This window comes from Lacimicrobium sp. SS2-24 (assembly GCF_002201535.1).
GTDB lineage: Bacteria > Pseudomonadota > Gammaproteobacteria > Enterobacterales > Alteromonadaceae > Lacimicrobium.
Map to the genome: position 1 here is coordinate 91,681 of NZ_NIWW01000005.1, position 25,583 is coordinate 117,263.

Consider the following 25,583-nt stretch of genomic DNA (forward strand, 5'->3'; position numbering starts at 1 on the left):
CGGCGTCTGTTTAGTGTCGCTTCATTTTTTCTTTATGCTTGATCACCTGCCTGTCGAGCTTGTCAATCAGGCCGTCGATAGCGGCATACATGTCGGTATGTTCGGCCGTGGCAAAGACCTCAGCGCCATGCAGGTGCAGGGTGGCCTCAGCCTTCTGATTAAGCTTTTCGACATTCAGTATCACGTGCACATTGTTAATGTGATCGAAGTGTCGCTCCAACTTGGTAAATTTTGTATCAACATAGTCCCGAAGAGAGTCGGTAATTTCAACGTGGTGTCCAGTAAGGTTGATTTGCATAATGCCTCTTCCTCTTGTTGGCCTATAACAGGCTTTTGCGTTGGTTGGACGGGGGAATCGACAGAGATTCCCGGTATTTTGCTATTGTTCGCCGGGCAACTTTAATGCCTTGCTCGGCAAGCAAATCTGCAATCTTGCTATCGCTTAAGGGTTTCGCCGGTTTTTCTGCGGCGACCAGCTTCTTAATCAGTGCACGGATGGCGGTCGAGGAGCACTCACCGCCAGTGTCGGTGGCAACGTGACTGGAGAAAAAGTATTTCAGTTCAAAAATGCCCCGTGGCGTATGCATATATTTTTGCGTGGTCACCCGGGAAATGGTTGACTCATGCATGTCCACCATTTCGGCCACATCATTGAGCACCATGGGTTTCATGGCTTCGGGGCCATACTCAAAGAAGCCCTGTTGTTGCTGCACAATGCAGTTCGCCACTTTGAGCAAGGTGTCATTACGACTTTCCAGGCTCTTGATAAACCACTTAGCTTCCTGCATGTGTGAGCGGATAAACTGACTGTCACTGGCATTTTTAGTGCTGCGGCTCATGGCGGCATATTGCTGATTAATGCTCAGTTTGGGTAAGCTGTCGGGGTTGAGTTCCACCACCCAGCGACCGTTTTTCTTGGCCACCGACACATCGGGGATCACATACTCCGGCTCACTGGTGGCAATGGCACTGCCGGGTCTGGGATTGAGGGTCTGCAACAGGCGCAAGGCCTCGCGCAACTCATCCTCTTTGAGACGGGCTTTGCGCATCAGGGTGCGATAGTCTTTGCTGGCCAGTAAGTCACTGTATTCGAGGATCAGGGATTTTGCCTGTTCCAGCCAGGGGGTGTCCGCAGGAAACTGACGAAGCTGCACCAACAGGCATTCCTGCACACTGCGGCTACCCACGCCAACCGGATCAAACATCTGAATGCGCTTTAATACACACTCCACTTCATCCAAATCGACCTCTTCATCATCGATACTTTGCAAAATATCTTCTGTTGAGACCGTCAGATAACCCACATCATCAATGGAGTCGATAATCGCCATGGCAATGGCCTGATCGGTGTCACTGAAATGGGTTAAACGCATTTGCCAGAGCAAATGGTCCTGAATACTGTCAGAGGTTTCCCCCTGGTATACGGTATCGTCGCCCGCACTGACGGCCGAGGAGCCGGGCGCAGAAGAAGCACTGTAATATTCATCCCAGGTGGTATCCATGGGCAGGTCTTCGGGCAGCTCCTGTTTTTCCAGTGCCGCGCCGGTCTCGATACTGTCACTGTCGGTGGTGACGCTGTCGCTGCTTTCACCATTGAGTTCACTGGCCTCGGATTGCTCTGCCTGACTTTGATCGGCAGATTCTTCCGATTCCAGCAAGGGGTTGGATTCCAGCGCCTCCTGAATCTCTTGTTGTAAATCCAGCGTCGACAACTGCAACAGGCGAATGGCCTGCTGAAGCTGAGGCGTCATAGTGAGTTGTTGGCTGAATTTTAACTGTAATGCAGGCTTCATGTACTTCTTATATTCGTTCCGATGGCCTTGTTTATTCCGGCTGAATGTTCACGTTCGCCGGACAGTATTTTCTCTAACTATAGCTTGAATTGGTCACCCAGGTATACATCTCTGACTTGCTTGTTATTGAGTACTTCATCGGCGCTACCCTGGGCGATCAGTTCCCCATGACTGACAATGTAGGCTTTCTCACAAACATCAAGGGTTTCGCGCACATTGTGGTCGGTGATTAGCACGCCTATGCCGCGGTCCCGCAGGTGGCGAATGATATTTTTTATGTCGCTGACAGAAATGGGATCGACCCCGGCAAAGGGCTCGTCGAGCAAAATAAAACGCGGATTTGCCGACAAGGCACGGGCAATTTCCACCCGCCGCCGTTCACCGCCAGATAGGCTCATGCCGGCACTGGTGCGAATGTGATTAATATTAAATTCATCCAGCAGCGCGTCGGCTTCTTCCTCGCGCTGTTGCTGATTGAGATCTTTGCGTGTTTCAAGGATGGCCATCAGATTCTGATAGACCGTCAGCTTGCGAAAAATCGAGGCTTCCTGAGGCAGATAACCGATACCCGCTCGGGCGCGCACATGCATGGGTTCGAGGGTGAGTTCATTGTCATCAATAAAGATCTGCCCTTTATCCATGGGAACCAGGCCCACAATCATGTAAAACGAGGTGGTTTTACCGGCTCCGTTGGGGCCCAACAGGCCCACAATCTGGCCACTGGCCACATCCAGACTGACATCCTGCACCACCTGACGGTTTTTATAGGACTTGGCCAGATGCTGGGCTCTTAACACTGCCATCAGTCCTGTTGCTCCGTTTTTTGCTTGGGTTTGGCTGGTTTCGCGGTGTCTGGCTGGAAGATGGTGGTCACCCGTCCGTCGCCGTCATCGGTGCCCTGGGCCATCAACTGTTCCTTTTCCATGTTGAACTCGATGGATGAGCCGCGCACGCTGTGGCTGTTCTGATGCAGTTCAGCATTGCCGGTGAGTGTCAGAATACGCCCCTGAACCTGATATTCGATATTGTTGGCAACGGCACGGATGCGGCTGCCGTCTTTCATGGTTTGTTCATAGCTGGCCGGTTCGCCGCGGGCAATAAAAACCTCCTGGCCATCCCCTTTTTCGCCGCTGACTTCCACTTCATCTGCATTGATGACCAGACTGCCCTGGGTGATGTTGACGTTTTCACGAAAGATAGTGACTTTTTTTATGCCATCACCCGACTGGTATTCTGACTTCACCTTAATCGGTTGCTCAAAATCCTGATTGATTGCACCGGCGCTAAAGCTCAGCAGCGCCAGGAGCAGGTAGTTAACTTTTTTTGCCATAAATTGTCTGCACATGGTCCAGTAGTTCAAATTGTTTGCTGGTCAGATCGGCCGAGAAGCCGTTGCCACTGATGGTATAGTTGTCGCCAGAAATGATCACGCTCTGGTCTGAATGCATGGTTTTCTCACTCAGGTTGATTTCAATAAAGCGGGTGGTCACTGTACGGATAAAGCCATCTTTATCCTGACTGACAATTTTCACATTGGTTTCAAGTTGAATGCGGTTATCTTCATACAGGGTGCCCTGCTCAGCGGTCACTTCCCAGGGCGCCTCACCTTCACCCACGAATATTTTGTATCGGGGTTGCTGAAATAAGGTAAAACCGAGCAGATCATAGTGCTCCATACTGTCGGCGTAAATACTGTGCGCCAGTTGTCCCTGTTGATTGAACAGCCGGGTCTGCATATTCGACGCCAGATAGTTGGGCTGCAAAAAGGTTTCATCCTGTTTAACGGACTCAGGTTGTTCACTGTCCAGCCACCACAGGTTATTGGTGGCCAGAATCAGTAAAAACAGCAGGGCGATGCTGATATAAATGCGTTTCATGTGCTGCTGCCATGGATCAGGCTGAGCTTACCCTGTGCCTGAAGCAGCAGGTCGCAGACTTCTCTTACCGCACCAAATCCCCCTGAGCGCTGGGTCACATAATCAGCCTGTTGCTGCACAAAGGGATGTCCCTGCGGCACACTGATACGCAAACCCGCATGTCGGAATAAGCCTAAGTCGGGCATATCGTCGCCCATGGCGGCCACCTGTTCTAAGTGATAAGGGTGCTGCTCAAGCAATTGTTCCAGCGCCTGGTGTTTGTCTTCAGCACCCTGAATGATGTGCCTGATGCCCAGCGATGTCATTCTGTCTTCCACAATTTGCGAGCGCCGGCCAGTAATGACCGCCACGTCGATGCCGACTTTCATCACGGCTTTAACACCATAGCCATCTAATGTGTGAAAGGCCTTGAACTCTTCGCCCTGATTGCCCAGATAGATGCGTCCATCTGAAAAAATGCCGTCCACGTCACACACCAACAGTTTGATGTTGGCAAATTGTGCGAACAGGGATGAGGGTATGTCACTGTACAATGTTGTTGTATGGCTCATCTGCAATCTGATTGAATATTATGGAAATAAGCTGAATTGAAAGGCCACAAAGCCTGCCAGCAGCAATCCACCCTGCCAGTTTTCAATGCGTTGTTTGCCGCGGATGGCAAAGCTGAAAAAAATCACCAGCGCAGTAAATACCAGCATAACAGGAACATCCCGCTGTATGACCAATTCGTCTACCCCACCCGGGGCGAGCAGGGCAGGTACCGCTAACACGGCCAGTATATTAAAAATATTGGACCCAAGTATATTGCCCAGCGCCAAATCCTGTTCTTTTTTCACCACGCTGGCAACACAGGCCGCCAATTCTGGCAGGCTGGTGCCGATGGCCACAATGGTAAGGCCGATGACCAGATCGCTAATTGCGTAAAAGCGGGCAATCGCCGTGGCCGCCTCCACCATAAAGTGCGCGCTGACGGGTAACAGTATCATACCTGTTATCAGCCAAAACAGGTTGAAGAGTTTGCTATGTTGTTGCTGTATATCTGCAGTGAGCTCCTGAACCAGAGGGTCGCTGCGTGTTGCGCGGGCTGACAGCCAGACCAGGGCCCCCAGGGTCGCAACAAATGTCACCAGCAGCAGATACCCCTCAGTTACGGAAAGGTAACTGTCGGCAAGCAACAGCGCAGCAAACACCGACACGGCCATGACCATGGGCATCTCTCGTTTCAGGCTGGCTGAGGTAACCTGCAGCGGTCTGAGTAATGCGGTGACACCGAGCACCAATCCGATATTGGCAATGTTGGAGCCAATGGCATTGCCGATGGCCAGATTATTGCTGTCATTCACAGAGGCACTGATGGCGATCAGAATCTCCGGCGCGGATGACCCCATGGCCATTATCGTCATGCCTATAAGCAGAGGTTGCACCCCCAGATTGGCGGCTAATCCCGAAGCGCCAGCCACGAAACGGTCGGCACTCCAACTCAGTACAATCAGGCCAGCGATGAAAATGGCAAGCTGCGTCAGTGGCATAACTCAGGCGCTGTGAATAATGATGAGCGCGATTGTCGCAAATCGAAGCGCGTTTGCCTATGCCAACAACAGGTTTAGGCCGCTCAGCTCATTGAGTAAGTAACCGCTATCGTTTACAATCCGCGGCCGCGCTTGACCGGTGTTGTGACGTGCACCCGGTTATACTTGGCTAAACTCAGGTGATAATCCGTTGTCTCACCCGGACCGTATCATTATTTAGAACACAACTTATTACTTTTTAACTTTTTCACTGCCTATTGAAAAACAGTACAATACGCCACACAACAGGCAGCCTGAGTTAGTGCACCTGAACCTTACTTACAGCCAGGATTTTGGATTAGAGAATGGACGACCTGATAACGATCGACAACATGAGTTTTTCCAGGGGAGACAAAAAGATTTACGACGGTATTTCTGTGTCTATCCCCAAAGGAAAAACCACTGCCATCATGGGGCCCAGCGGCATAGGTAAAACCACTCTACTGAAGTTGATAGGCGGTCAGTTGCGTCCAGATAGTGGCGATATTCGTTTTAAAGGTGAATCCATACCGGCCATGAAGCGCAGCCGCTTATTTCAGGTACGGCGCCAGATGAGCATGCTGTTTCAAAGCGGGGCGCTGTTTACCGATATGAGTGTGTTCGACAATGTGGCGTTCGCCTTGCGCGAACATTCAGATTTATCAGAACGTCTGATTCATATTCTGGTGATGATGAAGCTTCAGGCCGTGGGCTTGCGCGGTGCGGCCCAAATGATGCCCAGCGAACTGTCCGGAGGCATGGCAAGACGCGCCGCGCTGGCCAGGGCCATTGCGCTGGATCCGGAACTGATTATGTATGACGAGCCCTTTGCGGGGCAGGATCCTATCTCTATGGGCGTGCTGGTCAAGCTGATTAAGGCACTCAACGATGCCCTTAATCTGACCAGTATCGTGGTGACTCATGACGTCAAAGAAGTCATGTCGATTGCGGATTACGTTTATATTCTGGCAGATAAGAAAATCATAGGTCAGGGGACCCCGGCGCAAATCAGAGAGCAGGACTCCGAGCTGGTGCAACAATTTCTCGGCGGTAAGGCCGATGGCCCGGTGCCTTTTCATTATCCTGCTAACAGTCTGGAACACGATTTACTGGAGTGCCAATAATGGAATGGTTCGCAACATTGGGCGCTAAAACTCTGGGTAAATTGTCAGGATTAGGGCGGGCCTCTTATTTGCTCTTTAGTGCTCTGGTGGCAAAACCCCAGCCACTGAAAATGTTCCCGCTTACCATCAAGCAGCTTTATGTGGTGGGTGTGCAGTCACTGTTGATCATTCTGGTATCCGGTGCCTTTATTGGCATGGTGCTGGCCCTTCAGGCTTACACGGTGCTGGTGGACTACGGGGCGGAGGAAAGTCTCGGACCCATGGTGGCCTTGTCATTATTGCGTGAACTGGGGCCGGTGGTGACGGCCTTGTTGTTTGCCGGTCGCGCAGGTTCTGCGCTCACCGCAGAAATTGGTCTGATGAAAGCCACCGAACAGCTCAGCAGCCTGGAAATGATGGCGGTTGACCCTATGCGTCGGGTGATTGCACCGCGGATGTGGGCAGGCGTTATCTCGATGCCCCTGCTGGCGTTGATTTTTAGCGCCGTCGGCATTCTGGGTGGCCAGGTGGTCGGTGTGGATTGGCTTGGCGTAGACGGTGGCAGCTACTGGTCGGTGATGCAGTCTGCGGTAGATTTTAATAAAGATGTGCTCAATGGCGTGATCAAGAGTGTGGTGTTTGCTTTTGTTGTCACCTGGATAGCAGTGTTTAAGGGGTATGACTGTATTCCGACGTCCGAAGGCATCAGTCAGGCAACTACCCAGACCGTGGTCTATTCGTCACTGGCGGTACTGGGCGTGGATTTCGTGCTTACGGCATTAATGTTCGGCAGTTAATCACAGAGGAATGATGATGAACTCAAGGAAAATTGAAATAATGGTTGGGCTGTTTGTCGCGTTGGCGATCGCGGCCCTGTTAATGCTGGCGCTAAAGGTGGCCAATGCCGGCATCTCCGGTAATGGTGAAACTTACGAACTGAAAGCGAAATTCGACAATATCGGTGGCCTCAAAGTGCGCTCGCCGATAAAAGTGGGCGGCGTGGTCATCGGTCGGGTTGGCAGAATTAGCCTGGATAGTGAGGACTATACCCCCGTGGTAACGCTGGAAATTTCTGCGGAATATAAAGATTTTCCGGAAACCACGTCAGTTTCTATTCTTACCTCCGGTCTTCTGGGAGAGCAATATGTGGGGTTGCAGCCGGGCTTTTCCATTGACGGTATCGAACCGCTCAGGCCCGGTGACTTTATTGCAGACACCAAATCCGCTTTGGTACTGGAAGACCTGATTGGTCAGTTTCTTTTTAACCGCGATTAATCTCGTATGTGCCGCGAGGGAGCATCGCGGTTCATCTTAGAACGGAGTGATATATGTATTTAAAATGGTTAACCAATAGCTTACTGGCACTGACCCTGAGCGTGTCTGTAGCAGCTCAGGCACAGGAGCCGGAAGACCCGTATCAGTTGTTGTCTGAAGTGGCCACCAAGACCTTCGACAGAATCAAGGCAGAGCGTCCTCAGATTGAAAAGAACCCTGAGATTCTGCGGGACATCATGAAAGAAGAGCTATTGCCCTACGTGGACTATAAGTTTGCTGCACTGAAAGTGCTCGGACGACATTTTAAGTCTGTTCCTCAGGAGAAACTGCCGGAATACATTCAGGCCTTTCGTGGTTACCTGGTGACGACCTATGCGCTGGCGATGGCACAATATGATAACCAGACCGTAGAATTTGAGCCCGGCCGTGACTATGAAGACGAAAAAATGGTTACTGTGCGCGCGGTTGTTAAAGAGCCCGGTAAACCGGATATCAAAATTGCATTTCAGGTGCGTAAAAATAGCCGCACCGAAGAGTGGCGCGCCTTTGATATGGTGGCTGAGGGGATCAGCATGCTGTCGAGTAAACAAAGTGAGTTTGAATCGATCATTCGCCAGCAAGGTATCGATGCGGTAATCGAGTTGCTCAAAGAGAAAAATGCCCAGCCTATACGCCTTCCCGGTGACAAGAGCGAGGAGCAGGCGTGAAAACACTCAGTCTTGAGTGCGCTGAGGACGGTCTCGTTCGCCTCACAGGAGATTTCGTGCGTGATAATCTCAGCCAGCTCGAATCCAGCGAGGGAATATTATGGCAACAGGCTCAGCTGAAACTCAATTTATCAGCAGTGGGCGAATCGGATATGGCGGGGCTGGCCTGGTTAATTGATCTGGTCTCCCAGGCCCGCCAAAAATCTGTTAGTCTGGAACTCGAAGATGTTCCTGAAACCTTGCTAAAACTGGCAAAAATCAGCGACGTTCAGGAGCTTTTACCGTTACAATAAACGGCCCACCTCACGTCATAAGTTGTACTATGCAAACAGAAGAAATTGAAACTCTGCTCAGACAGGCCCTGGATTTGACTGAGCTGTATGTAAAAGGCGAGGGATCCCACTATCAGGTGATCGCCGTCGGTGAGATATTTGACGGTGCGAGCCGTGTCAAAAAACAGCAAATGATTTATGCCCCCTTGTCGGCACAGATAGCCGACGGCAGTATTCATGCCCTGACTATTAAAGCCTTTACCCCGTCGCAGTGGCAGACTGAACGCAAGTTCATTATGCCGGAGTAGTGCAGATGGAAAAACTATTGATCCAGGGGAACGGTCCATTGATGGGTTCTGTACAGATCTCCGGGGCAAAAAACGCGGCGTTACCCCTGCTAATGGCCAGCTTGCTCACCGATGAACCTTGTACCTTCAGTAATGTTCCTGCTCTGAGAGATGTGAAGACCAGCCTCAATCTGCTGGAGCGCCTGGGTGCGAAGGTCAGCACCGAGCACGATCAGGTACATATTGATGCCAGTCAGATCAGCAATCTGGTTGCTCCGTATGAATTGGTGAAGACCATGCGCGCGTCGATTCTGGTGCTCGGTCCCCTACTGGCTAAGCATGGTGAGGCACAGGTGTCTTTACCTGGCGGGTGTGCTATCGGTGCCCGTCCCGTGAACCTGCATCTCAGCGGGTTAGAGCGCATGGGCGCGCAGATAGACGTGGACGCCGGTTACATTACGGCCAACGTGCAGGGACGCCTGCAGGGTGCCAGAATTTTTATGGACATGGTCAGTGTCGGAGCCACCGAGAATCTGATGATGGCAGCGGTGCTGGCGGAAGGTGAAACGGTGCTGGAAAATGCCGCCCGTGAACCGGAGATCGTCGACCTGGCCGATTGTCTCAACAGCATGGGGGCAAAGGTCAGCGGGGCCGGCACCGATAAAATTCGTATTCAGGGTGTCAGTCAACTGCATGGCTGCAATCACAGCGTTCTGCCGGACAGGATTGAGACCGGCACCTTTTTAGTGGCAGCGGCGATGACCAAGGGCAAAGTGCGCTGTGAAAAAGCCGCTGCTCATACACTGGAAGCCGTTATTGCGAAGCTGCGTGAGGCCGGGGCAGAGATCAGCATTGGCGATGACTGGATTGAGCTGGACATGCAGGAGCGAACACTGCACAGCGTTAATATCAAAACCGCGCCTCATCCCGGATTCCCTACCGATATGCAGGCGCAGTTTGTGGCACTGAATTCGGTGGCACAAGGCACCGGGGTTGTTACCGAAACCATTTTTGAAAACCGCTTTATGCACGTGCCTGAGCTGCAACGTATGGGGGCCAGAATCGATCTGGAAGCCAACAGTGCGGTCTGTCGTGGCGATTCTGTGTTGACCGGCGCCGAAGTGATGGCCACCGATTTACGTGCCTCAGCCAGTCTGGTGATTGCCGGTTTGGTGGCTGAAGGTGAGACACTGGTGGACAGGATTTACCATTTGGATCGGGGCTACGAGAAGATAGAGATCAAACTCGGTGCGCTGGGTGCCAAAATAAAACGTATCAATTGATATCGAGCATCACGGGACTGTCCGCTAACCCGTAGTGGCCAGCTCCGTGATCACCACCTCCGTTTGTAGCACCTGATCATTACGTTCCAGTTCAAAGACCAGCGTCGAGCCCGGTTGAGTTTCGGCCACCAGATCCAATGTTTTAAACGCACTTTCTATGACCTTGCCGTCGATCTTGAGGATCACATCGTTGGTTCGGATTCCCGCAGCGGCTGCAGGTCCCTGTGGATCTACCCCGGTTACCAGAATGCCCGGACGACCGATAAATTCGTTGCCACTGATGCCCAGGTAACCTCTTATGACCCTGCCATGGGCGATAATGTCGTCCATTACCCGCTTCGCCAACGCATAAGGCACGGAGAAGAAAATGCCTGCCACGTCTTTGATGCGGCGGTTATTGTCCAGGGTTTTAAAATTGGCGTTGTTGATGCCCACCAGGGTGCCATTGCTGTCTACCAGCGCGCCGCCTGAATTGCCTTCGTTCAGCACTGCATCCATCTGGATAAAATCGGCGTAATTGGCACTGCTGACATAATTACTCAGACCCGCTCGACCGGTCGCACTAACGACCCCCTGGGTAATGGTCTGGCCGAGGTTATAGGGATTACCAATGGCCAATACGACGTCACCGACGCGGGTATTTGGGGTTTCTGTCTGGGGGATGACGGGCAAATTGTCTTCAGTGACTTTAAGTACTGCCAGATCGGTGTGCGGATCCTGACCGACCAGTTGTGCATCCATTATTCTGCCGTCCTGAAGAATGACGTTAATCACTTCAGCGTCTTTGATCACATGATAGCAGGTCAGGATATACCCATTGGCGCTCATGATCACGCCGGAGCCCAGGCTGGTTCTCTCAACGGGCTGGCGGCGATACAGCAGTGATCGATTGTCGTAGCCGGTACTATAGATATTGACCACCGCTGGCGCTGCATTGGCAATCGCATCGCTGAAGCTCATGGGAGCCGGTTGGGTGACATTTGTTTGAAATAATCTCAGGGAGGACAAGGCGGAACCATTGCGCAGTTCGGGCACAGCCAGCAACAGCATGATGGCAATCAGCAACCCTAAGAGGATAGATTTAAGAAAAAAAGACGACCAGTTATTGTTTGTCACAGCCAATACAGATATTCATCAAAAACTGGCCAGAGAATAGCATTGTCATGGCCCATTTGATAGGCGGGTCAGACCCGACCCGCCTGATTGAGACTGATTAGCGGATGACCAGGTATAGCGAGCTGGTACCACGCTTCACATTGAGGGCAATAACACCTTCATTGTCGTCAAGATAACTGCGCAGTTCGCTGACACTACTGACGCGCTGACGGTTTACGCCGACGATCACGTCCCCATCCTGCAATCCAAGCCTTGCGGCGGGCGAGCGTGGCTGAATTTCGGATACCATGATGCCACTGATACCGTCTTTGGTTTCCCCGTCTGATAAGGTGGAACCTTCAAGGAAAGGATGGATTTGGCTGGCCGCCACATTTTCCTGGATAAAGTCATCTAAGGTCACGGTGATATTCTTTACATCGCCATTGCGAATCAATCCTAAGTCCACTTCCGTGCCGGCGCCCAGGGTGCCGATTTTGGCTCTGAGCTCGGTGAAGCTGCGAATCTTCTTGCCATTGATAGAGACAATAATATCACCGGGTTCAATGCCGCCACGCTGTGCCGCAGAGTCTTTATTGACCTCTCTGACAAAAGCGCCCTGATTGACTTCAAGGCCCATGGCTTTGGCCAGATCTGAATCCAGGTCCTGCCCCAGAATCCCGAGTAAGCCACGACGGATTTCGCCAAATTCGATAAGCTGACTGGTGAGGCTCTTCATCATATTCACGGGGATGGCAAAACCAATGCCGACATTGCCACCATTGGGACCAAATATGGCTGTATTGATGCCAATCAACTCACCGCGAAGATTCACCAGCGCGCCGCCTGAATTGCCTCTGTTGATGGCTGCATCGGTCTGAATAAAATCTTCATAGCCGCCACCGCCCATGATATTGAGATCGCTGCGTCCCAGTGCACTGACAATGCCTGAGGTGACGGTCTGTGTCAGGCCAAACGGATTACCAATGGCCACCACAAAATCACCGACCCGGAGTTTGTCGCTATCGGCCAGCTTCACGGCGGTCAGGTTGTCGCCCTTTACCTGGAGTAACGCAATATCGCTCTGTTCGTCCGAGCCAATTTTCTTAGCCTCCAGCTCACGACCGTCCACCAGTTTCACCAGAATCTCATCGGCCTTGTCCACCACATGGTTATTGGTGACCACATAGCCTTTTTCGGCATCAATGATGACGCCCGAGCCCAGACCACGGAAAGGTCGCTCCTGCACTTGCTCATCAGGCATATTCGGGCCGAAGAAAAAACGGAACATTTCCGGTACCCGTTGACGGGAAACCTGGGTGCCGGCAACGGAGATGCTGACCACCGCCGGTTTGACTTCCTCCAGCATGGGCGCCAGGGTGGGAATGTCGTCCTTGTCATTATTAAAAAACGGCAGGGCGGCATTCGCCGGAGACAGTGCACTGGAAATTGCCAGCAGGCTGGCGAAGGTCATCGTTACAAAGGCGTTCTTCATCGTTATTACTACTCCCAATCAAACAAACTTTCTAACAGACTCAGGATAGGGAACCAAAGTTCAATAAAAGCCGCGACAGAAATATTCTGTTACTTTTGTTTTTCTGCGGCGGCTTTATGTTCTGCGCTCACCTTGCCACTGAATAAGCCGGAACTGGCGCTGGGATAGTCCCGCGGCTGATAATCCGGGGTTTGTGATTGTGGCTTGCGCGGTTTGCCCTGGTTGCGCAGATAAGCAGAGGCATGATCGCCAAAATAGTTCAGCTGGGGTGAATCGCCATCTTCTTCAGGGTGTTGCAGCAGCGTTTCATAATGATCCAGTTGCTGCTTAAGTTGTTCACTCTGTTTCTCCATGGCTTCAAGTACGTGCCGGCATTCGTTGATATGGATGTGGCCCTGTTCCGAGAGCATGGACTTGATCTCATTTTCCAGATGCAGCCCAGACGCCTTCTCTGTTTTACGTTTGGCGAAAAACAGACCAATGAAATACCCCATTACTGCGCCACACAACAACAGCAACAATCCAATTACCCAATCCATAACCACTCCTGAAATCATCTTTATATGTTGTAGCCACTGTTCTCGAATGCTTGCCCGTTGTTAAGCTGCTTCGGTACTGGGGCCGTATGGGCGTATTTGCTAACAGTGCCGACCCGTGGCAAGCATACATTCACCTGCCTGCCTCTCGCCTGCCCAGGCTCAAAACCGCTGTAAAATTCCGGCAAAAATGTCAGCAGGACCTAAATAGCCCTTTACTTAATCATACCTGCTGAGCAAACTATGCGGCCAGTTTATTTTAATTCAAGTTAGACTATGCACGCGATGACGCCATGGCAGAAATATCAGCAGGATCTTGCCAGCGATAACTTTGTTCATGACCAATCACAGGAAAATGCGGTATCTCATTTACAGAAACTCTATGATGAGTTGCTGAAAATGCAGCCGGACATGAGTCTGAAACGCCGCCTGAAGGCGCTGTTTAAAGAACCATCGCCGAAGCCAGTGAAGGGGCTGTATTTTTGGGGCGGGGTAGGCCGGGGGAAAACCTACCTGGTGGACACCTTTTACGAGTGCCTGCCGTTCGAGCGCAAAATGCGCATTCACTTCCATCGCTTTATGCATCGGGTGCATCAGGAGCTTAAAACCCTGAGCGGTGAGTCTGATCCGCTTAAAATCGTCGCGCGCAGGCTATCACGCGAGGCGCGCATTCTGTGTTTCGATGAATTCTTTGTTTCGGATATCACCGATGCCATGATACTCGGTACGCTGATGCAGGAGATGTTTGCCCAGGGCATGGTACTGGTTGCGACTTCGAATATCCCGCCGGATGAGTTATATAAAAACGGTTTGCAGCGCTCACGGTTTCTGCCGGCCATTGAACTGATCAAACAGCATACGCAGGTCATTAATGTGGACAGCGGCACCGATTATCGCCTGCGCACCCTGGAACAAGCCGAAATCTATCACTATCCGCTGGATGACGATGCTAACGCCAATCTTTACCGTTACTTTACTCAGCTGGCCCCGGAACAGGGATGCGAAAATCAGTCCATCGATATAGAAGGCCGTCAGATTAAGAGTCTGCGTGAAGCCGATGGTGTTGTGATGTTTGATTTTAAGGCTTTGTGTGATGGTCCGAGAAGTCAGGCCGACTACATGGAAATAAGCCGTTGTTACCATTCTGTGCTGGTGGCGAATGTGGTGCAGATGGGACAGCATAATGATGACATTGCCCGGCGTTTTATTGCCATGGTTGATGAGTTTTATGAGCGTAACGTTAAACTGATCATTTCCGCGCAGGTGGCAATGGAGAACCTGTATTCACAGGGACGCCTGAACTTCGAATTTAATCGATGTCTCAGCCGTCTCAAAGAAATGCAATCACACGAATATCTCAGTCTGGAACACTTGCCCTGAACTATCGTTATTGGCGGTAAGTTCGGGTTTCATAACCCAGACCTAACCGGACATGGCTATTCCTCTTTTTTAATGGCAAAATCATCGACTTAAGATGATTTTAAGGTTTTCGCGCAACCACTAAAAGGCCATATGGATGCACCTCCTTTTATTGTATTTCAGGCGTTTAAGACGTTATGCCACAGGTATGATGGTGGTGGGGTGTTTGCTGACGCTTGTGCCCGTGGCGGTTGCGGATGATGACAGCATTACCCTGCGGGTGGGGGTGTACGAGAACCCGCCCAAACTGTTTACCGATGAGCAGGGCCAACTGAGTGGAATACTTGGGGATCTGTTAAGCGAGATTGCACGGCGCGAAGGCTGGCAGCTCGAACCTGTTGTGTGTCATTGGGATCAATGTCTGCAATGGGTGCAGCATGGCAAGATTGATCTGCTGCCGGATGTTGCCTGGACTGAGTCACGGGCGCAACGTATGGACTATCACCAGGTTCCCGCCCTGATGAGCTGGTCGCAATTGTACGGCCGTCAGGATCAAAAACTGAGCAGTTTACTGGACCTCCAGGATAAACGTGTCAGTGTTTTGTTGGGCTCTGTTCAGCAATCTTATCTTGAGAATCTGGTGAGCAGTTTTGAACTGCGGGTAAGCTGGGTCACAGAGAAGAGTCTGGAAGACAGTTTCCGTGCCGTTAGTGAAGGGCGGGCCGATGTTGTGGCATCCAACCAGTATATTGGTGCGCGCCTTGCCAGCCAACTAAACCTGACCCCATCGCCGGTGATGTTCCTTCCCAATAAGTTATTTTATGTGGTGCCCCCCGGTCAGCATAGTGACATTCTGAGCAGCCTGGATGGCTATTTACAGCGCTGGAAGCAGGATCACGATTCTCCCTATTTCAGTATCCTTGAAAAATGGAGCAGCACCCCTCCTGGTGAGTTACCCCGATATCTGTGGTGGTTGATTGCAGCGCTGCTGTCTGGCTTACTGCTGACACTGGTGATTAGTCATTTACTGCGCCAGAGAGTGACCCGCATCGGTGAACACCTGCGTGCCAGTGAGGCAAGACTGACCACGATCCTCAATGGCGTAGATGCTTTTATTTTTATTAAGGATAAAAACTATCGTTACCAGTATGTGAATCAGAAAGTGAGCGACCTTTTCGGACTGCCTGAAAAGAAGATTCTGGGGTGTACCGACGAGGCTTTTTTTGATGCACAAACCTGTGAAGCCTTGCACGAGGTTGATGTACGGGTACTGGAATCCGGTGAGCAGGTGACCACCGAAGAAACCGATCTGATGGCCGATGGTGTCACTGAACTGACCTGTGTTTCGGTTAAATTACCGCTTAAAGATGCACAGGGGAACATCTATGCCTTATGCGGTATCGCCACAGACATCACCCAATACCGGCAAGCCCAGAAGGAATTACACCAGTTGGCGTACTTTGACTCGTTGACGGAATTACCCAACCGACGGTTGTTACTGGATCGACTGCACCAGGCCCTGGTACATGCCAAGCACAGTGGTAGCGAGGGGGCCATTCTGTTGATTGATCTGGATAATTTCAAGACACTCAATGATACCCGGGGCCATGCCGCCGGTGACTTGCTGCTTCGTGAGGTGGCGCAGCGACTGGGAGAGGGGCTACATGGAAAAGAGACGCTGGGACGATTAAGTGCTGATGAGTTTGTGTTAGTCCTCGAAGGTCTGGGTAAGGATATGGATCGCGCCGTTGAGCTGGCAACCCGTCAGGCCAGAGCAATATTGCAAAAACTGTCTCAGCCTTATCAGCTTGATGAGCAGGGATTCAGCGGTTCGGCAAGTATCGGTGTGGTGATGTTTTCGGATGCCAACGGGAGTGTTGAATCCCTTCTCAAAGAGGCCGATCTTGCGTTGTGTGATGCCAAAGACGCCGGTCGTAACACGCTGCGTTTTTATAATCCTGTTATGCAAACCAAGGTTAATCATCAAAGTCAGTTAGAGGCCGCGCTGCGTCTTGCGCTGGAGGACGATAACCTGCAATTGTACTTGCAACCACAGTACGATGCGGACCGCCAAGTTTTTGCCATGGAAGCCCTGTTGCGCTGGCAAGATCCGGAGCTGGGCTGGGTTTCTCCGGGCGATTTTATTCCTGTAGCCGAAGCCAGCGGACAGATTGTGCCGCTGGGTGAGTGGGTGATGATGCAGGCTTGCCGGATTCTCGCTGACTGGGATAAGCAGAATAGTATGAAAGGCATCAGGTTGGCGGTGAATATCAGTGCGCGGCAGTTTTATCACCCTCACTTTGTGGAGCACGTTCGTCAATGTATCAGCCAAACGGGTATTGAGCCGAAATACCTCGAACTGGAAATCACCGAAAGCCTGCTTATTGATGATCTTGAAAACACTATCAATAAAATGAACCTGCTGCGCAGCATGGGGATCAGCTTCTCACTGGATGATTTTGGCACCGGGTATGCGTCTTTGGCCTATCTGAAACGTTTGCCCTTAAGCTCACTGAAAATAGACCAGACCTTTGTCGCAGAGCTACTCTCTGACCCGAATGATGAAGCCATTGTCAGCACCATCGTGGCATTGGGCAACAGTCTCGAGTTAGGTGTTATAGCGGAGGGGGTAGAAACACAGCAGCAGGCGCAACGATTAGAACAGCTCGGATGTAAGGCATTTCAGGGGTATTATTTTGCTCGCCCGGCCCCGGTTGAGCACTGGGCCGAATTGGCAGAAAAAGGGCAGCTTTAGCTGCCCGGTTTGATTATGTCAGCTGCGCCCGCAACTGTTTTGCTGCGCTTACCATGTTCACCAGCGCAGCTTGGGTTTCCTGCCAGCCTCTGGTTTTCAGGCCGCAATCAGGATTTACCCACAGCCGCTCAGCCGGTACCACGTCCAGCGCCTTTTTCAGCAAGCCGGTTATCCACGCAATGTCCGGGACATTGGGTGAATGGATATCATACACACCCGGGCCAATATCGTTGGGATAGGCTTTGTGCTTAAAGGCATCCAGCAGCACCATATTTGAGCGCGACGTTTCTACCGTCAGCACATCGGCATCCAGTGCAATAATGGCATCCAGAATATCGTTGAATTCTGAATAGCACATATGGCTGTGGATCTGGACGCCGCCCGGGGCCTTGGCGCAGGCCAGACGAAAACTAGCCACCGCCCAGTCAAGATAATGCGGCCACTGACTCTGTTTAACGGGCATACCCTCGCGAATGGCGGGCTCGTCTATCTGAATAATCGTGATACCGCTATCAATCAGATCTTCTACTTCGTCACTGACTGCCAGGGCTATCTGTCTGGCGACCTGCTCGCGACTTAAGTCGTCGCGTACAAAGCTCCAGCATAAAATTGTTACCGGACCGGTCAGCATGCCTTTTACCGGTTTGTCGGTGAGAGACTGAGCATAGCTCAGCCAGTTGGTGGTCATGGGCTGATTGCGGGTGATGTCACCGTAAATCACCGGCGGTTTTACGCAGCGGGAGCCATAACTTTGCACCCAGCCAAAACGGGTAGTGGTGACACCATCGAGGAAGTCAGCAAAGTATTCGACCATATCATTGCGCTCAGGCTCGCCGTGCACTAACACGTCCAGTCCGATAGTTTCCTGAAGGGCAATGCAGTCTTTTATTTGTTGCTGCATCGCCCGGGTATATTCCTCGGCACTGAGTTCTCTGCGTTTGTATGCGGCTCGTAAGCGACGGATCGCTGTGGTTTGCGGGAAAGAGCCAATGGTGGTTGTCGGCAGTTGCGGCAATGCCAGTACCTGCTGTTTTTGTTTGCGCACGGCATAGGGCTCTGCGCGCTGTAATTGTTTAATGTTAGTCAGTTTTTCTCTTAGCGCATTATTAACCGCCTCACTGGAGGTGAGGCGGGCTTTGACCGGAGCCGAGTATTGTTCGATTTCGGTGGTATCGCCGCTTAGCAGTGCCTGTTTCAGCAACGACAATTCATGACACTTTTGTCTGGCAAACGCCAGCCAGCTTTTAATTTTCGGTTCCAGCTTGTTTTCCGGCTCCACATCCACCGGACAATGCAGCAGTGAGCAACTTGGCGCCAGCCAGGTCCTGCCGTTTAATTGTGCATATACAGGCTCAAGTTTGTGATATAGCGCACTGAGATCGCTTTTCCAGATATTGCGCCCGTCAATCACGCCCAAGGACACTATCCAGTGGCGTGGCAGCGTATCAATAGCCAGCTGAATGTCTGTGGGTTCGGCGACACAATCAAGATGCACTCCGTGCAGAGGGAGCGAAGCAATGAGATCGAGGTGGTGGTCGATGCTGGCAAAGTAGCTGGTCAGCAGCAATTTAAGACTGCCCTGGCGAAGTGCGCCATAGGCGTTGCGGAAGGCTTCTTGCCAGTCGGTATCAAGTTCCAGTCCAAGTATGGGTTCATCAATTTGCAGCCAGCCCACACGAGCGCTATTGAGCTGTTCGAAGATTTGCTGATAGCCAGACAGAAGTTGCTCAAGCAGTTGCAGTTTATCCCCTTCAAACGCGCTTAAATACAGATAACTGAGTGGTCCCAGTAACACAGGCTTGGACTCATGGCCAAGACGCCTGGCTTCTTCGATCTGTTCAAGTAATGGCTGGATATCGACTTTGATATCCAGCGATTCACGCAGTTCCGGTACGATATAGTGATAGTTGGTATTAAACCACTTGGTCATGTCTGATGCGGCGCAGGCACAGCCGCTGGGCGCACGTCCGCGAGCAATGCGAAACTCCAGATCCAGTTTGTCGCTGCTGTCCTGTGAAAAGCGCCGAGGGATAATGCCAAGGTAGAGACTGGTGTTCAGTACATGATCATAATTGGCAAAATCCCCAACCGGCAGTAATTCAATTCCGGCTTGCTGCTGTATGGCCCAGTTTTGCCGACGAATGTCGGCAGTGGTTTGCAAAAGCTCTTGTTTGCTAATGCGACCCTGCCAGTAGTCTTCCAGGGCGAATTTCAGTTCCCTGTCAGCTCCGATGCGGGGAAATCCGAGAGTATGTAATTTCATTTGTTCGTTCCTTTTAGCCATCTAGACGTGTATATTCACTGGCATCCCTGTTGGCCACAAGCGCAAGATTTTCACGTGCAACTTGAAGAATTTTCATCATGCTCGAGCTGAAACATTTAAAGACCATGCTGGCTCTGGAGCGGGGCGGTAACCTCGCCAGCGCCGCAGATCTGCTATTTGTTAGTCAGTCGGCCTTGTCTCATCAGCTCAAGGAGCTGGAGTCGCGCATCGGTGAGCGCTTGTTTGAGCGTAAGAGTGAGCCCCTGCATTTCACTGCTTCGGGGCAGCTGATACTCAATCTGGCCCATGAAGTCCTGCCCCGTGTTCGTCAGGCGGAGACACAACTGAAGGCCCGCCTGACCGGTGAGCAGGAGTTGCGTATTGGTATCGAATGCCATGCCTGTTTCCAGTGGTTACTGCCCGCCATAGCCTGCTTTAATCAGCGCTATCCTGACATTCGGGTAGAGTTGCAGGGTGAGAACCTGTTCGATGGTGTCGGTGAGCTCGAGCGCCAGGGGCTAGACCTGTTATTTACCGATGATCGTATTAGTGCAGATAATATTGCCTACCAGGCCCTTGGCGAATTCGAACTGGTACTGGTGATGTCTGTTCAGGATATGCTGGTATCGCATAGAGTGATTCAGCCGGAAGACCTCAGAACACGGCGTTTGCTGACCTATCCGGTACCGCTATCAAAGCTGGATGTCTTTCGTCAGTTTCTGCAGCCGGCAAAATGCCATCCACAGAGTGTCAAAACGGTGGCTAACAGTTCGGTAATGCTGCAGATGGTGGCTGCCGGCCTGGGGGTGGCAGCGGTGCCCGACTGGCTGGTTCAGGATTTTGACCGTCAGCAGTTACTGTGTACTCGTCCTCTGGGTGAGCGGGGTCTTCACAAAACCCTCTATGGCGCCTATCAACCTGCGCAGCAAAGCCGGGTAGAGGCCTTTCTGCCCGTGGTGCGTGATAGCTTCGCCGCATTGCTTCAGGGGGTTAACGGACTTGTCAGGGAAGGTTCAGCGTAAAGCCTATCGCTGCGTTAAGGGTATCAGCGTCACGCTGGTGAAGTGCTGAGAATATCACGAAGTGGATGACATAGGAGGCGGCAAAGTAACTGTAACTCTATCTTAATTTCTATCCGTGCCTTCTTTGCTACGATCTTAATCCTCCCCTTTGCTGACGCCATCACAAAAATCAGAATTTATTTTACCTTATTGACGACAACTGCTATCTAAGTCTTTGAATTCATCGTTACTGTTGTCTGACTATGCCCAAAGCTGCACTCACATCAATGGCATCTCCGCTTATCAGTTTGCTGATCTATTCTATCGGACATGGCCTGCTGACCACCTTACTGACATTGAGACTGGCTGAAGAGGCGGTATCCACATTCTGGATTGGTGCTGTCTCTACAGCCTATTTTGCCGGCCTGATGGCGGGTACCTTTGTTAACAGTAAACTGATTTTACGAGTCGGTCATATTCGTGCCTACGCGGCTTATGCGTCGATTCTTTGCAGTGTGGCGCTGATGTACGGCATGTTTGTGGCCCCTGAAACCTGGCTGTTGCTGAGGTTGTTAGGTGGCTTTGCCACAGGCGGACTGTTTGTGGTGATAGAGTCCTGGATTATGGTCAGCAGCCCGGTGCGTATTCGTGGACGCATGATGGCCCTGTATATGGTGCTTTTTTATGGTGCCATGGTGGTGGGACAAATGTTGCTCAAGCAACTGGATATTACCCTGTTATTACCTTTTGTGGTGGCGGCACTGGCCGCCTCGTTATCCGTCATTCCACTGGCGCTGTCGAAGGTGGATATGCCTCATTTCGACAAGCATAGCAAGCTATCGGTCATAGAGCTGATAAGCCTTACTCCCACCGCCGTGGTGAGTTGTTTTATATCCGGGCTGCTGCTCAGTGTGGCATATGGTTTGTTGCCCCTTTACTTCTCAATGATAGGTTTTGATCTGGGTCAGATTACCAACATGGTGGCCTACATGATCTTAGGGGGGATGTGTTTTCAATACCCGCTAGGGCGTCTTTCTGATCGGGTCGATCGTCGCGTGGTGCTGATATCTTTGTTTGTGGCTACAGCGGTGATTGGCCTGCTCTTTGTCCTATTGCCGCACGCTGTCTGGTTGAAGGGAGCATTGGTTGGAGCCCTGGGGGGGGTGATCTTCGCTATCTATCCTATCAGTCTCAGTCAGGCTTGTGATGAATTACAACCCGAGCAGATGATTGCCGGTAACCAGAGTCTGCTGCTTTGTTACAGTGTGGGGGCCATGTCGGGACCCTTGTTAGCGCCGCTGTTTATCAACGGCTTTGGCCCCAAGGGATTATTCGTTTACTTTGTTTTGTTATCCAGCCTGACGGTGGCTTTTCTCATCTGGCGTCGCACCGTGCGCGCTCCCGTTCCGTTGGCAGACCATGTGACCTTTGCGGCCGCCACACCGAATACGCCGGTCATGGCTGAGCTGGACCCACGAGCAGAGCATATCGAAGAGGCGTTTGAGGTTCAGGAAGAACAGGCAGACACACTGGTGTCGCCATTGAGCGACAAAAAATAGTTTTTACAAATCATACACCTATGTTCCATTGACGCTGAAAACGGTGAAATGCTGTCGTCGATAAACGACAGATTTTATCGGTGAACGATAACGATATTAGCGAATACCCCGTACTGTTCGCTCATACCTTAACCTGGAACAAAACTTGATAGACTCAGGCTCAAGCAACGAAGAGGTGGTAATGATGACAGTAAACAGGATTTTAATGATGGCGGCCACGCTGCCACTTATGGCTGCCTGTGGTGGCTCGGGCAGTGATACGTCTCCCTCCGGTATCGAGCCGCCGCCACAGCCTACGTCAACGAGTTTCAGTTTAGCCGTTTCCGATGCGCCGGTGGACTCAGCGCTGGCGGTTGTGGTGTATTTCGACCAGGTGGAGTTGATTGGCAATGGGGACCCACAAACCTTTGATGTTAGGGATGAAAATGGTGACCCCCGTCAGATTGATCTGTTAACCCTTACCGGTGAGAGTTTCGAAACCTTGGTGGATGGCGAGCAGATCCCCCTGGGTGACTACACTCAGCTTCGCGTCGTGGTGACAGATGCCTCCTACATTGAAATGGAAGAGGGGACCTTTGAACTGAAGGTGCCAAGTAATGAGCTGAAACTGGATGGTTTTACTGCTCAGGCCAATGTTACAGCGGCCTATACGCTGGAGTTTGATTTGAGAAAGTCACTGGTGGATCCTGTCGGAAAAGCCCATATTTTCCTCAAGCCCAGAGGGGTAAGACTGGTGGCAAACAGTGAGGTAGGAACCATCGAAGGAGCTGTGGCTGACAGTTTGATTCTGGATGAAAGCTGCGCCACGAAAACCGATCCGAATAAGGGTAACGCGGTTTATCTGTATCAGGGAGCGGATCTTGAGCCGGCCAGTCTGGGCGATGACGCTGATGCACCTGCGGATGAAAACGAAATCGCACCTTATGCCATTGCCGAAGTCACCCTGGATGAAGAAAGCGCCGAGTACCGTTATGAGGCGGCTTATCTGGCTGCAGGTGACTACACCCTGGCATTCACCTGTCAGGCCTTAGTCGATCAACCCGAAACTGATGAAGGGGCCGATGAAGGCTTTGTCTTTCTGGACACCCAGTCCGCCACGGTTATTGCCGGTGAAAGTATTGCTGTGAGTTTTCCTGAGTAGACAGAGCTGTTACCGATTGACGACGCTCAGGTCGCTGCCATCTATCATGGAAATTAATAAGGTGTTGAATATTAAGAATTAATTAAAGTTGGCCTGGTAATTGTAATAGCGTCAGTATCTGGCAGCTGACCCCAATCAGCTGGTGGATTTCCAATCGGGCAAGTGCCCATTTCAGGATGTTATTCCCTGAAAGTGTTTGGCCGCGCCATTTTGGCGCGGTCTTTTTTATGCCATTAGATAGGGCCTGTTGATCTTTGCTGTATGTTTTTTCAGCGAGTTGTGCGGTATTTATACAAGGAAGCTCGATTGTAGTGTAGTTGCTCTACATGAAAGAGTGCTGAAGCAGTAGAAATGCCGCACAAACGCTGTCCTTCGGATTCGTCTTAAACGCTTTTTACTCTTTGTTGCAGCATTTCGACTTAATCCATTAGGCCTTCAACACTGCGCCTCGATTAAAAAGCGTTTGATTAGAACAAAATTCATACAGCAAAGATCAACAGGCCCTAGTACTATTTGAGATCAGTGGCCTTGCCCCAGAACACCCGATAAGAAAAAGCGGTGTAGGCAAGGATACAGGGCACAACAATCACAGCCCCCACCAGAATAAAGCGCAGCGACGCCGGCGCACTGGCCGCGGCAAAAATATCCATTTTTCCCGGCACGATATACGGGAAAAAGCTGACGGCCAGGCCCTGGAAGCAAAAGTCAAAGATAAGCAGGGCAATAATAAAAGGTAGCCAGCATCCGGCATCGTCCTCAAGGGGCAGTCGCTGCAACACACTATGGCAGACAACGAAGAGGCTCAGACAGACAAAAGGAATCGGCCAGATAAACAGTGCCGAGGGCAGACTGGTCCAGCGCTGCCATACCAGGTCATTGATCAGCGGGTTGACAATACACACGCCGATAACACCGACGAAACACAGCCAGGCGCATTTTTGTGCCCAGGCAACCGCTTTTAGCTGCAGGTCATGCTCGGTTTTCATGATGAGCCAACAGGCACCAATGAAACAATAGGCCGCTGTCACCCCTACACCGCTGAGCAGCGCAAATAGAAAGCCCTCAGGACTTTGCTCAAAACCCATGATATACATGCCGAGCATATAGCCCTGCATAAAGGCAGCCAGCAGCGAGCCGAATTTAAAGGCCTTGTCCCATACACGCTTGTGTTTTGGTCTGACTTTGGCGCGAAAATCAAAAGCCACGCCTCGTAGTATCAGACCCAGCAACATGAATGTGGCTGGCAGATACAGCTCTCTGAGAACCAGAGAGTGCGCATCGGGAAAGGAGTCTGTAAGCCGTGCGCCAACCGACAGACATCATGTTCCGGCAGCTTAGTGTTGTTGCAGGTTGAGATAATAGGCTTGTCGGTTCGCCCGACGCAAGCGTCGGGTCTACGGATTGGCCAACGGGTAGGTTTTCTTTTGGATTAGCCTCAGAGCCGGGCTACGACGAGTAACTGAATGGCTTTTTCATCGGTGTTGTCGTCACCGAGTTTATTTTGCCAGTACTGAATTTCGACACCGGCAAACAGCCTGCCTTTGACATCAAATAGCGCTTTACCCATATCCCAGCGTATTTGTGGCTGGGCAAGAATCCAGTGAGAGACCGGCTCGCCAAATTGGTTTTCACGTGAGGCGATATACTCCATATGCCCCTGAATGGAAAAATCCTGTTCACCGACAGAAAATGGATAGGCCCAGTTAATATCCAGCATCCAGCTGTTACTCTCTGTTGGTGCACCGCCCTCTTCAACGCCAGCACTGTCGTCAATGTAGGCGGTCAAATCTGAATTGAGGAAGGCAAACCCTGGCAGATCCCAGGAAAAGCGTACTCCCGGCAGGTACTTGAGCACCTTGGCATCGGCAGCACGGTTAAAACCCAGAATGATACCCACATCTTTGATGGGCCCTGCACCGACCGTATTGCCGGTGATTTTTCCTAAACTGAAATTGCTGTACCACTCTCCGTACCAGTCACGGTCATTGAAGCCGTCCAACTTGTCATCATCGAGATGATCAACGAAAAAGAAGTTATCGCCATATTCCCAGCCACTGGCGTGTTGAAAAGTCAGGATGTGGGTTGAGGCTTGTCCGCCACCAGCAAAGGATGGCGCATCCAGAGTGCCCCGCTGATATTGAACTTCATTCACGCTCCAGTTCTGGGCTAACAATGGCCCGCTGCCTAGCGACAACGCGAGCATCAAGGCAGAAAAATATCTCATAGTGCGAGTCCTAT

25 protein-coding genes are annotated in these 25,583 nt (G+C 51.4%); 12 read left to right on the forward strand and 13 right to left on the reverse strand.

Features of this window, described 5'->3' with window-relative positions:
- Window positions 1-10: 10 nt before the first annotated feature.
- From hpf to CCY32_RS10215, 7 genes are all read right to left on the reverse strand, one after another.
- Window positions 11-298 (reverse strand): ribosome hibernation promoting factor, encoded by a 288-nt coding sequence (hpf, locus tag CCY32_RS10185; RefSeq protein ID WP_088330522.1) that lies wholly within the window; start codon window positions 296-298, stop codon window positions 11-13.
- A 22-nt stretch (window positions 299-320) separates the two neighbouring features.
- A complete protein-coding gene (locus tag CCY32_RS10190; protein ID WP_088330523.1) occupies window positions 321-1,793 on the reverse strand; it encodes an RNA polymerase factor sigma-54 in 1,473 nt (490 codons plus the stop codon).
- Window positions 1,794-1,870: 77 nt separating this feature from the next.
- Window positions 1,871-2,596 carry an LPS export ABC transporter ATP-binding protein gene (lptB, locus tag CCY32_RS10195; RefSeq protein WP_088330524.1) on the reverse strand — a complete coding sequence of 242 codons (726 nt, stop codon included), beginning with the start codon at window positions 2,594-2,596 and terminating at the stop codon, window positions 1,871-1,873.
- The gene (gene lptA / locus CCY32_RS10200; RefSeq protein WP_088330525.1) at window positions 2,596-3,123 is read right to left on the reverse strand and encodes a lipopolysaccharide transport periplasmic protein LptA; all 528 of its coding nucleotides are present in this window, start codon (window positions 3,121-3,123) and stop codon (window positions 2,596-2,598) included. The genes lptB and lptA overlap by 1 nt, the downstream gene beginning before the upstream one ends.
- Window positions 3,107-3,670, reverse strand: coding sequence for an LPS export ABC transporter periplasmic protein LptC (gene lptC / locus CCY32_RS10205; RefSeq protein WP_088330526.1), 564 nt, complete (start codon window positions 3,668-3,670; stop codon window positions 3,107-3,109). The genes lptA and lptC overlap by 17 nt, the downstream gene beginning before the upstream one ends.
- Entirely contained in the window at window positions 3,667-4,221 is a 555-nt protein-coding gene (gene kdsC, locus CCY32_RS10210) for a 3-deoxy-manno-octulosonate-8-phosphatase KdsC (RefSeq protein WP_088330527.1), read from the reverse strand. Before kdsC ends, lptC begins: the two co-directional genes overlap by 4 nt.
- Window positions 4,222-4,239: 18 nt before the next feature.
- Complete coding sequence (locus CCY32_RS10215) at window positions 4,240-5,199, reverse strand: calcium/sodium antiporter (RefSeq protein WP_088330528.1); 960 nt, start codon at window positions 5,197-5,199, stop codon at window positions 4,240-4,242.
- Between the two features lie 344 nt (window positions 5,200-5,543).
- Here CCY32_RS10215 and mlaF point away from each other — a divergent pair, with 344 nt between their 5' ends.
- From mlaF to murA, 7 genes are read left to right on the forward strand one after another with little or no spacing between them, the layout of a single operon-like run.
- Window positions 5,544-6,341 carry a phospholipid ABC transporter ATP-binding protein MlaF gene (mlaF, locus tag CCY32_RS10220; RefSeq protein ID WP_088330529.1) on the forward strand — a complete coding sequence of 266 codons (798 nt, stop codon included), beginning with the start codon at window positions 5,544-5,546 and terminating at the stop codon, window positions 6,339-6,341.
- Window positions 6,341-7,117: a lipid asymmetry maintenance ABC transporter permease subunit MlaE gene (gene mlaE, locus CCY32_RS10225; protein ID WP_088330530.1), complete on the forward strand. Its 777-nt coding sequence runs from the start codon at window positions 6,341-6,343 to the stop codon at window positions 7,115-7,117. The genes mlaF and mlaE overlap by 1 nt, the downstream gene beginning before the upstream one ends.
- A gap of 16 nt (window positions 7,118-7,133) precedes the next feature.
- A complete protein-coding gene (gene mlaD / locus CCY32_RS10230) occupies window positions 7,134-7,595 on the forward strand; it encodes an outer membrane lipid asymmetry maintenance protein MlaD (protein ID WP_088330531.1) in 462 nt (153 codons plus the stop codon).
- A gap of 53 nt (window positions 7,596-7,648) precedes the next feature.
- Window positions 7,649-8,302 (forward strand): phospholipid-binding protein MlaC, encoded by a 654-nt coding sequence (gene mlaC / locus CCY32_RS10235; RefSeq protein WP_088330532.1) that lies wholly within the window; start codon window positions 7,649-7,651, stop codon window positions 8,300-8,302.
- The gene (locus tag CCY32_RS10240; RefSeq protein ID WP_088330533.1) at window positions 8,299-8,595 is read left to right on the forward strand and encodes an STAS domain-containing protein; all 297 of its coding nucleotides are present in this window, start codon (window positions 8,299-8,301) and stop codon (window positions 8,593-8,595) included. The genes mlaC and CCY32_RS10240 overlap by 4 nt, the downstream gene beginning before the upstream one ends.
- Window positions 8,596-8,624: 29 nt before the next feature.
- Entirely contained in the window at window positions 8,625-8,882 is a 258-nt protein-coding gene (locus CCY32_RS10245) for a BolA family protein (protein ID WP_088330534.1), read from the forward strand.
- A 5-nt stretch (window positions 8,883-8,887) separates the two neighbouring features.
- Window positions 8,888-10,144 carry a UDP-N-acetylglucosamine 1-carboxyvinyltransferase gene (gene murA / locus CCY32_RS10250; protein ID WP_088330535.1) on the forward strand — a complete coding sequence of 419 codons (1,257 nt, stop codon included), beginning with the start codon at window positions 8,888-8,890 and terminating at the stop codon, window positions 10,142-10,144.
- 24 nt (window positions 10,145-10,168) lie between these two features.
- On the opposite strand, the gene CCY32_RS10255 is transcribed toward murA, so the two are convergent.
- The 3 genes from CCY32_RS10255 to CCY32_RS10265 all read right to left on the reverse strand — a co-directional run bounded on the left by CCY32_RS10255 (window position 10,169) and on the right by CCY32_RS10265 (window position 13,270).
- Window positions 10,169-11,194, reverse strand: a complete 1,026-nt coding sequence (locus CCY32_RS10255) for a trypsin-like peptidase domain-containing protein (protein ID WP_088330536.1) — start codon at window positions 11,192-11,194, stop codon at window positions 10,169-10,171.
- Window positions 11,195-11,357: 163 nt separating this feature from the next.
- Window positions 11,358-12,710, reverse strand: a complete 1,353-nt coding sequence (locus CCY32_RS10260; protein ID WP_246840594.1) for a DegQ family serine endoprotease — start codon at window positions 12,708-12,710, stop codon at window positions 11,358-11,360.
- A gap of 110 nt (window positions 12,711-12,820) precedes the next feature.
- The gene (locus CCY32_RS10265) at window positions 12,821-13,270 is read right to left on the reverse strand and encodes a DUF1043 family protein (protein ID WP_168171487.1); all 450 of its coding nucleotides are present in this window, start codon (window positions 13,268-13,270) and stop codon (window positions 12,821-12,823) included.
- Window positions 13,271-13,552: 282 nt separating this feature from the next.
- On the opposite strand from CCY32_RS10265, the gene zapE reads away from it, so the two are divergent.
- Window positions 13,553-14,647 carry a cell division protein ZapE gene (zapE, locus tag CCY32_RS10270; RefSeq protein ID WP_281492513.1) on the forward strand — a complete coding sequence of 365 codons (1,095 nt, stop codon included), beginning with the start codon at window positions 13,553-13,555 and terminating at the stop codon, window positions 14,645-14,647.
- 136 nt (window positions 14,648-14,783) lie between these two features.
- On the forward strand, window positions 14,784-17,381 hold the full coding sequence (locus CCY32_RS10275; protein ID WP_210401724.1) for an EAL domain-containing protein: 2,598 nt from the start codon (window positions 14,784-14,786) through the stop codon (window positions 17,379-17,381).
- 13 nt (window positions 17,382-17,394) lie between these two features.
- On the opposite strand, the gene metE is transcribed toward CCY32_RS10275, so the two are convergent.
- The gene (metE, locus tag CCY32_RS10280; protein ID WP_088330540.1) at window positions 17,395-19,644 is read right to left on the reverse strand and encodes a 5-methyltetrahydropteroyltriglutamate--homocysteine S-methyltransferase; all 2,250 of its coding nucleotides are present in this window, start codon (window positions 19,642-19,644) and stop codon (window positions 17,395-17,397) included.
- A gap of 98 nt (window positions 19,645-19,742) precedes the next feature.
- On the opposite strand from metE, the gene CCY32_RS10285 reads away from it, so the two are divergent.
- The 3 genes from CCY32_RS10285 (at window position 19,743) to CCY32_RS10295 (ending at window position 23,345) form a co-directional block, all read left to right on the forward strand.
- Entirely contained in the window at window positions 19,743-20,666 is a 924-nt protein-coding gene (locus CCY32_RS10285; protein WP_088330541.1) for a LysR substrate-binding domain-containing protein, read from the forward strand.
- A 266-nt stretch (window positions 20,667-20,932) separates the two neighbouring features.
- A complete protein-coding gene (locus CCY32_RS10290; RefSeq protein ID WP_210401725.1) occupies window positions 20,933-22,204 on the forward strand; it encodes an MFS transporter in 1,272 nt (423 codons plus the stop codon).
- A gap of 181 nt (window positions 22,205-22,385) precedes the next feature.
- Window positions 22,386-23,345: a DUF4382 domain-containing protein gene (locus CCY32_RS10295; protein WP_088330543.1), complete on the forward strand. Its 960-nt coding sequence runs from the start codon at window positions 22,386-22,388 to the stop codon at window positions 23,343-23,345.
- 509 nt (window positions 23,346-23,854) lie between these two features.
- Here the strand turns inward: CCY32_RS10295 and CCY32_RS10300 are convergent.
- Both CCY32_RS10300 and CCY32_RS10305 read right to left on the reverse strand, forming a co-directional pair.
- Window positions 23,855-24,661, reverse strand: a complete 807-nt coding sequence (locus CCY32_RS10300; protein WP_088330544.1) for a cytochrome d ubiquinol oxidase subunit II — start codon at window positions 24,659-24,661, stop codon at window positions 23,855-23,857.
- Window positions 24,662-24,780: 119 nt separating this feature from the next.
- Window positions 24,781-25,569 (reverse strand): nucleoside-binding protein, encoded by a 789-nt coding sequence (locus CCY32_RS10305; protein ID WP_088330545.1) that lies wholly within the window; start codon window positions 25,567-25,569, stop codon window positions 24,781-24,783.
- Between the last annotated feature and the right edge of the window lie 14 nt (window positions 25,570-25,583).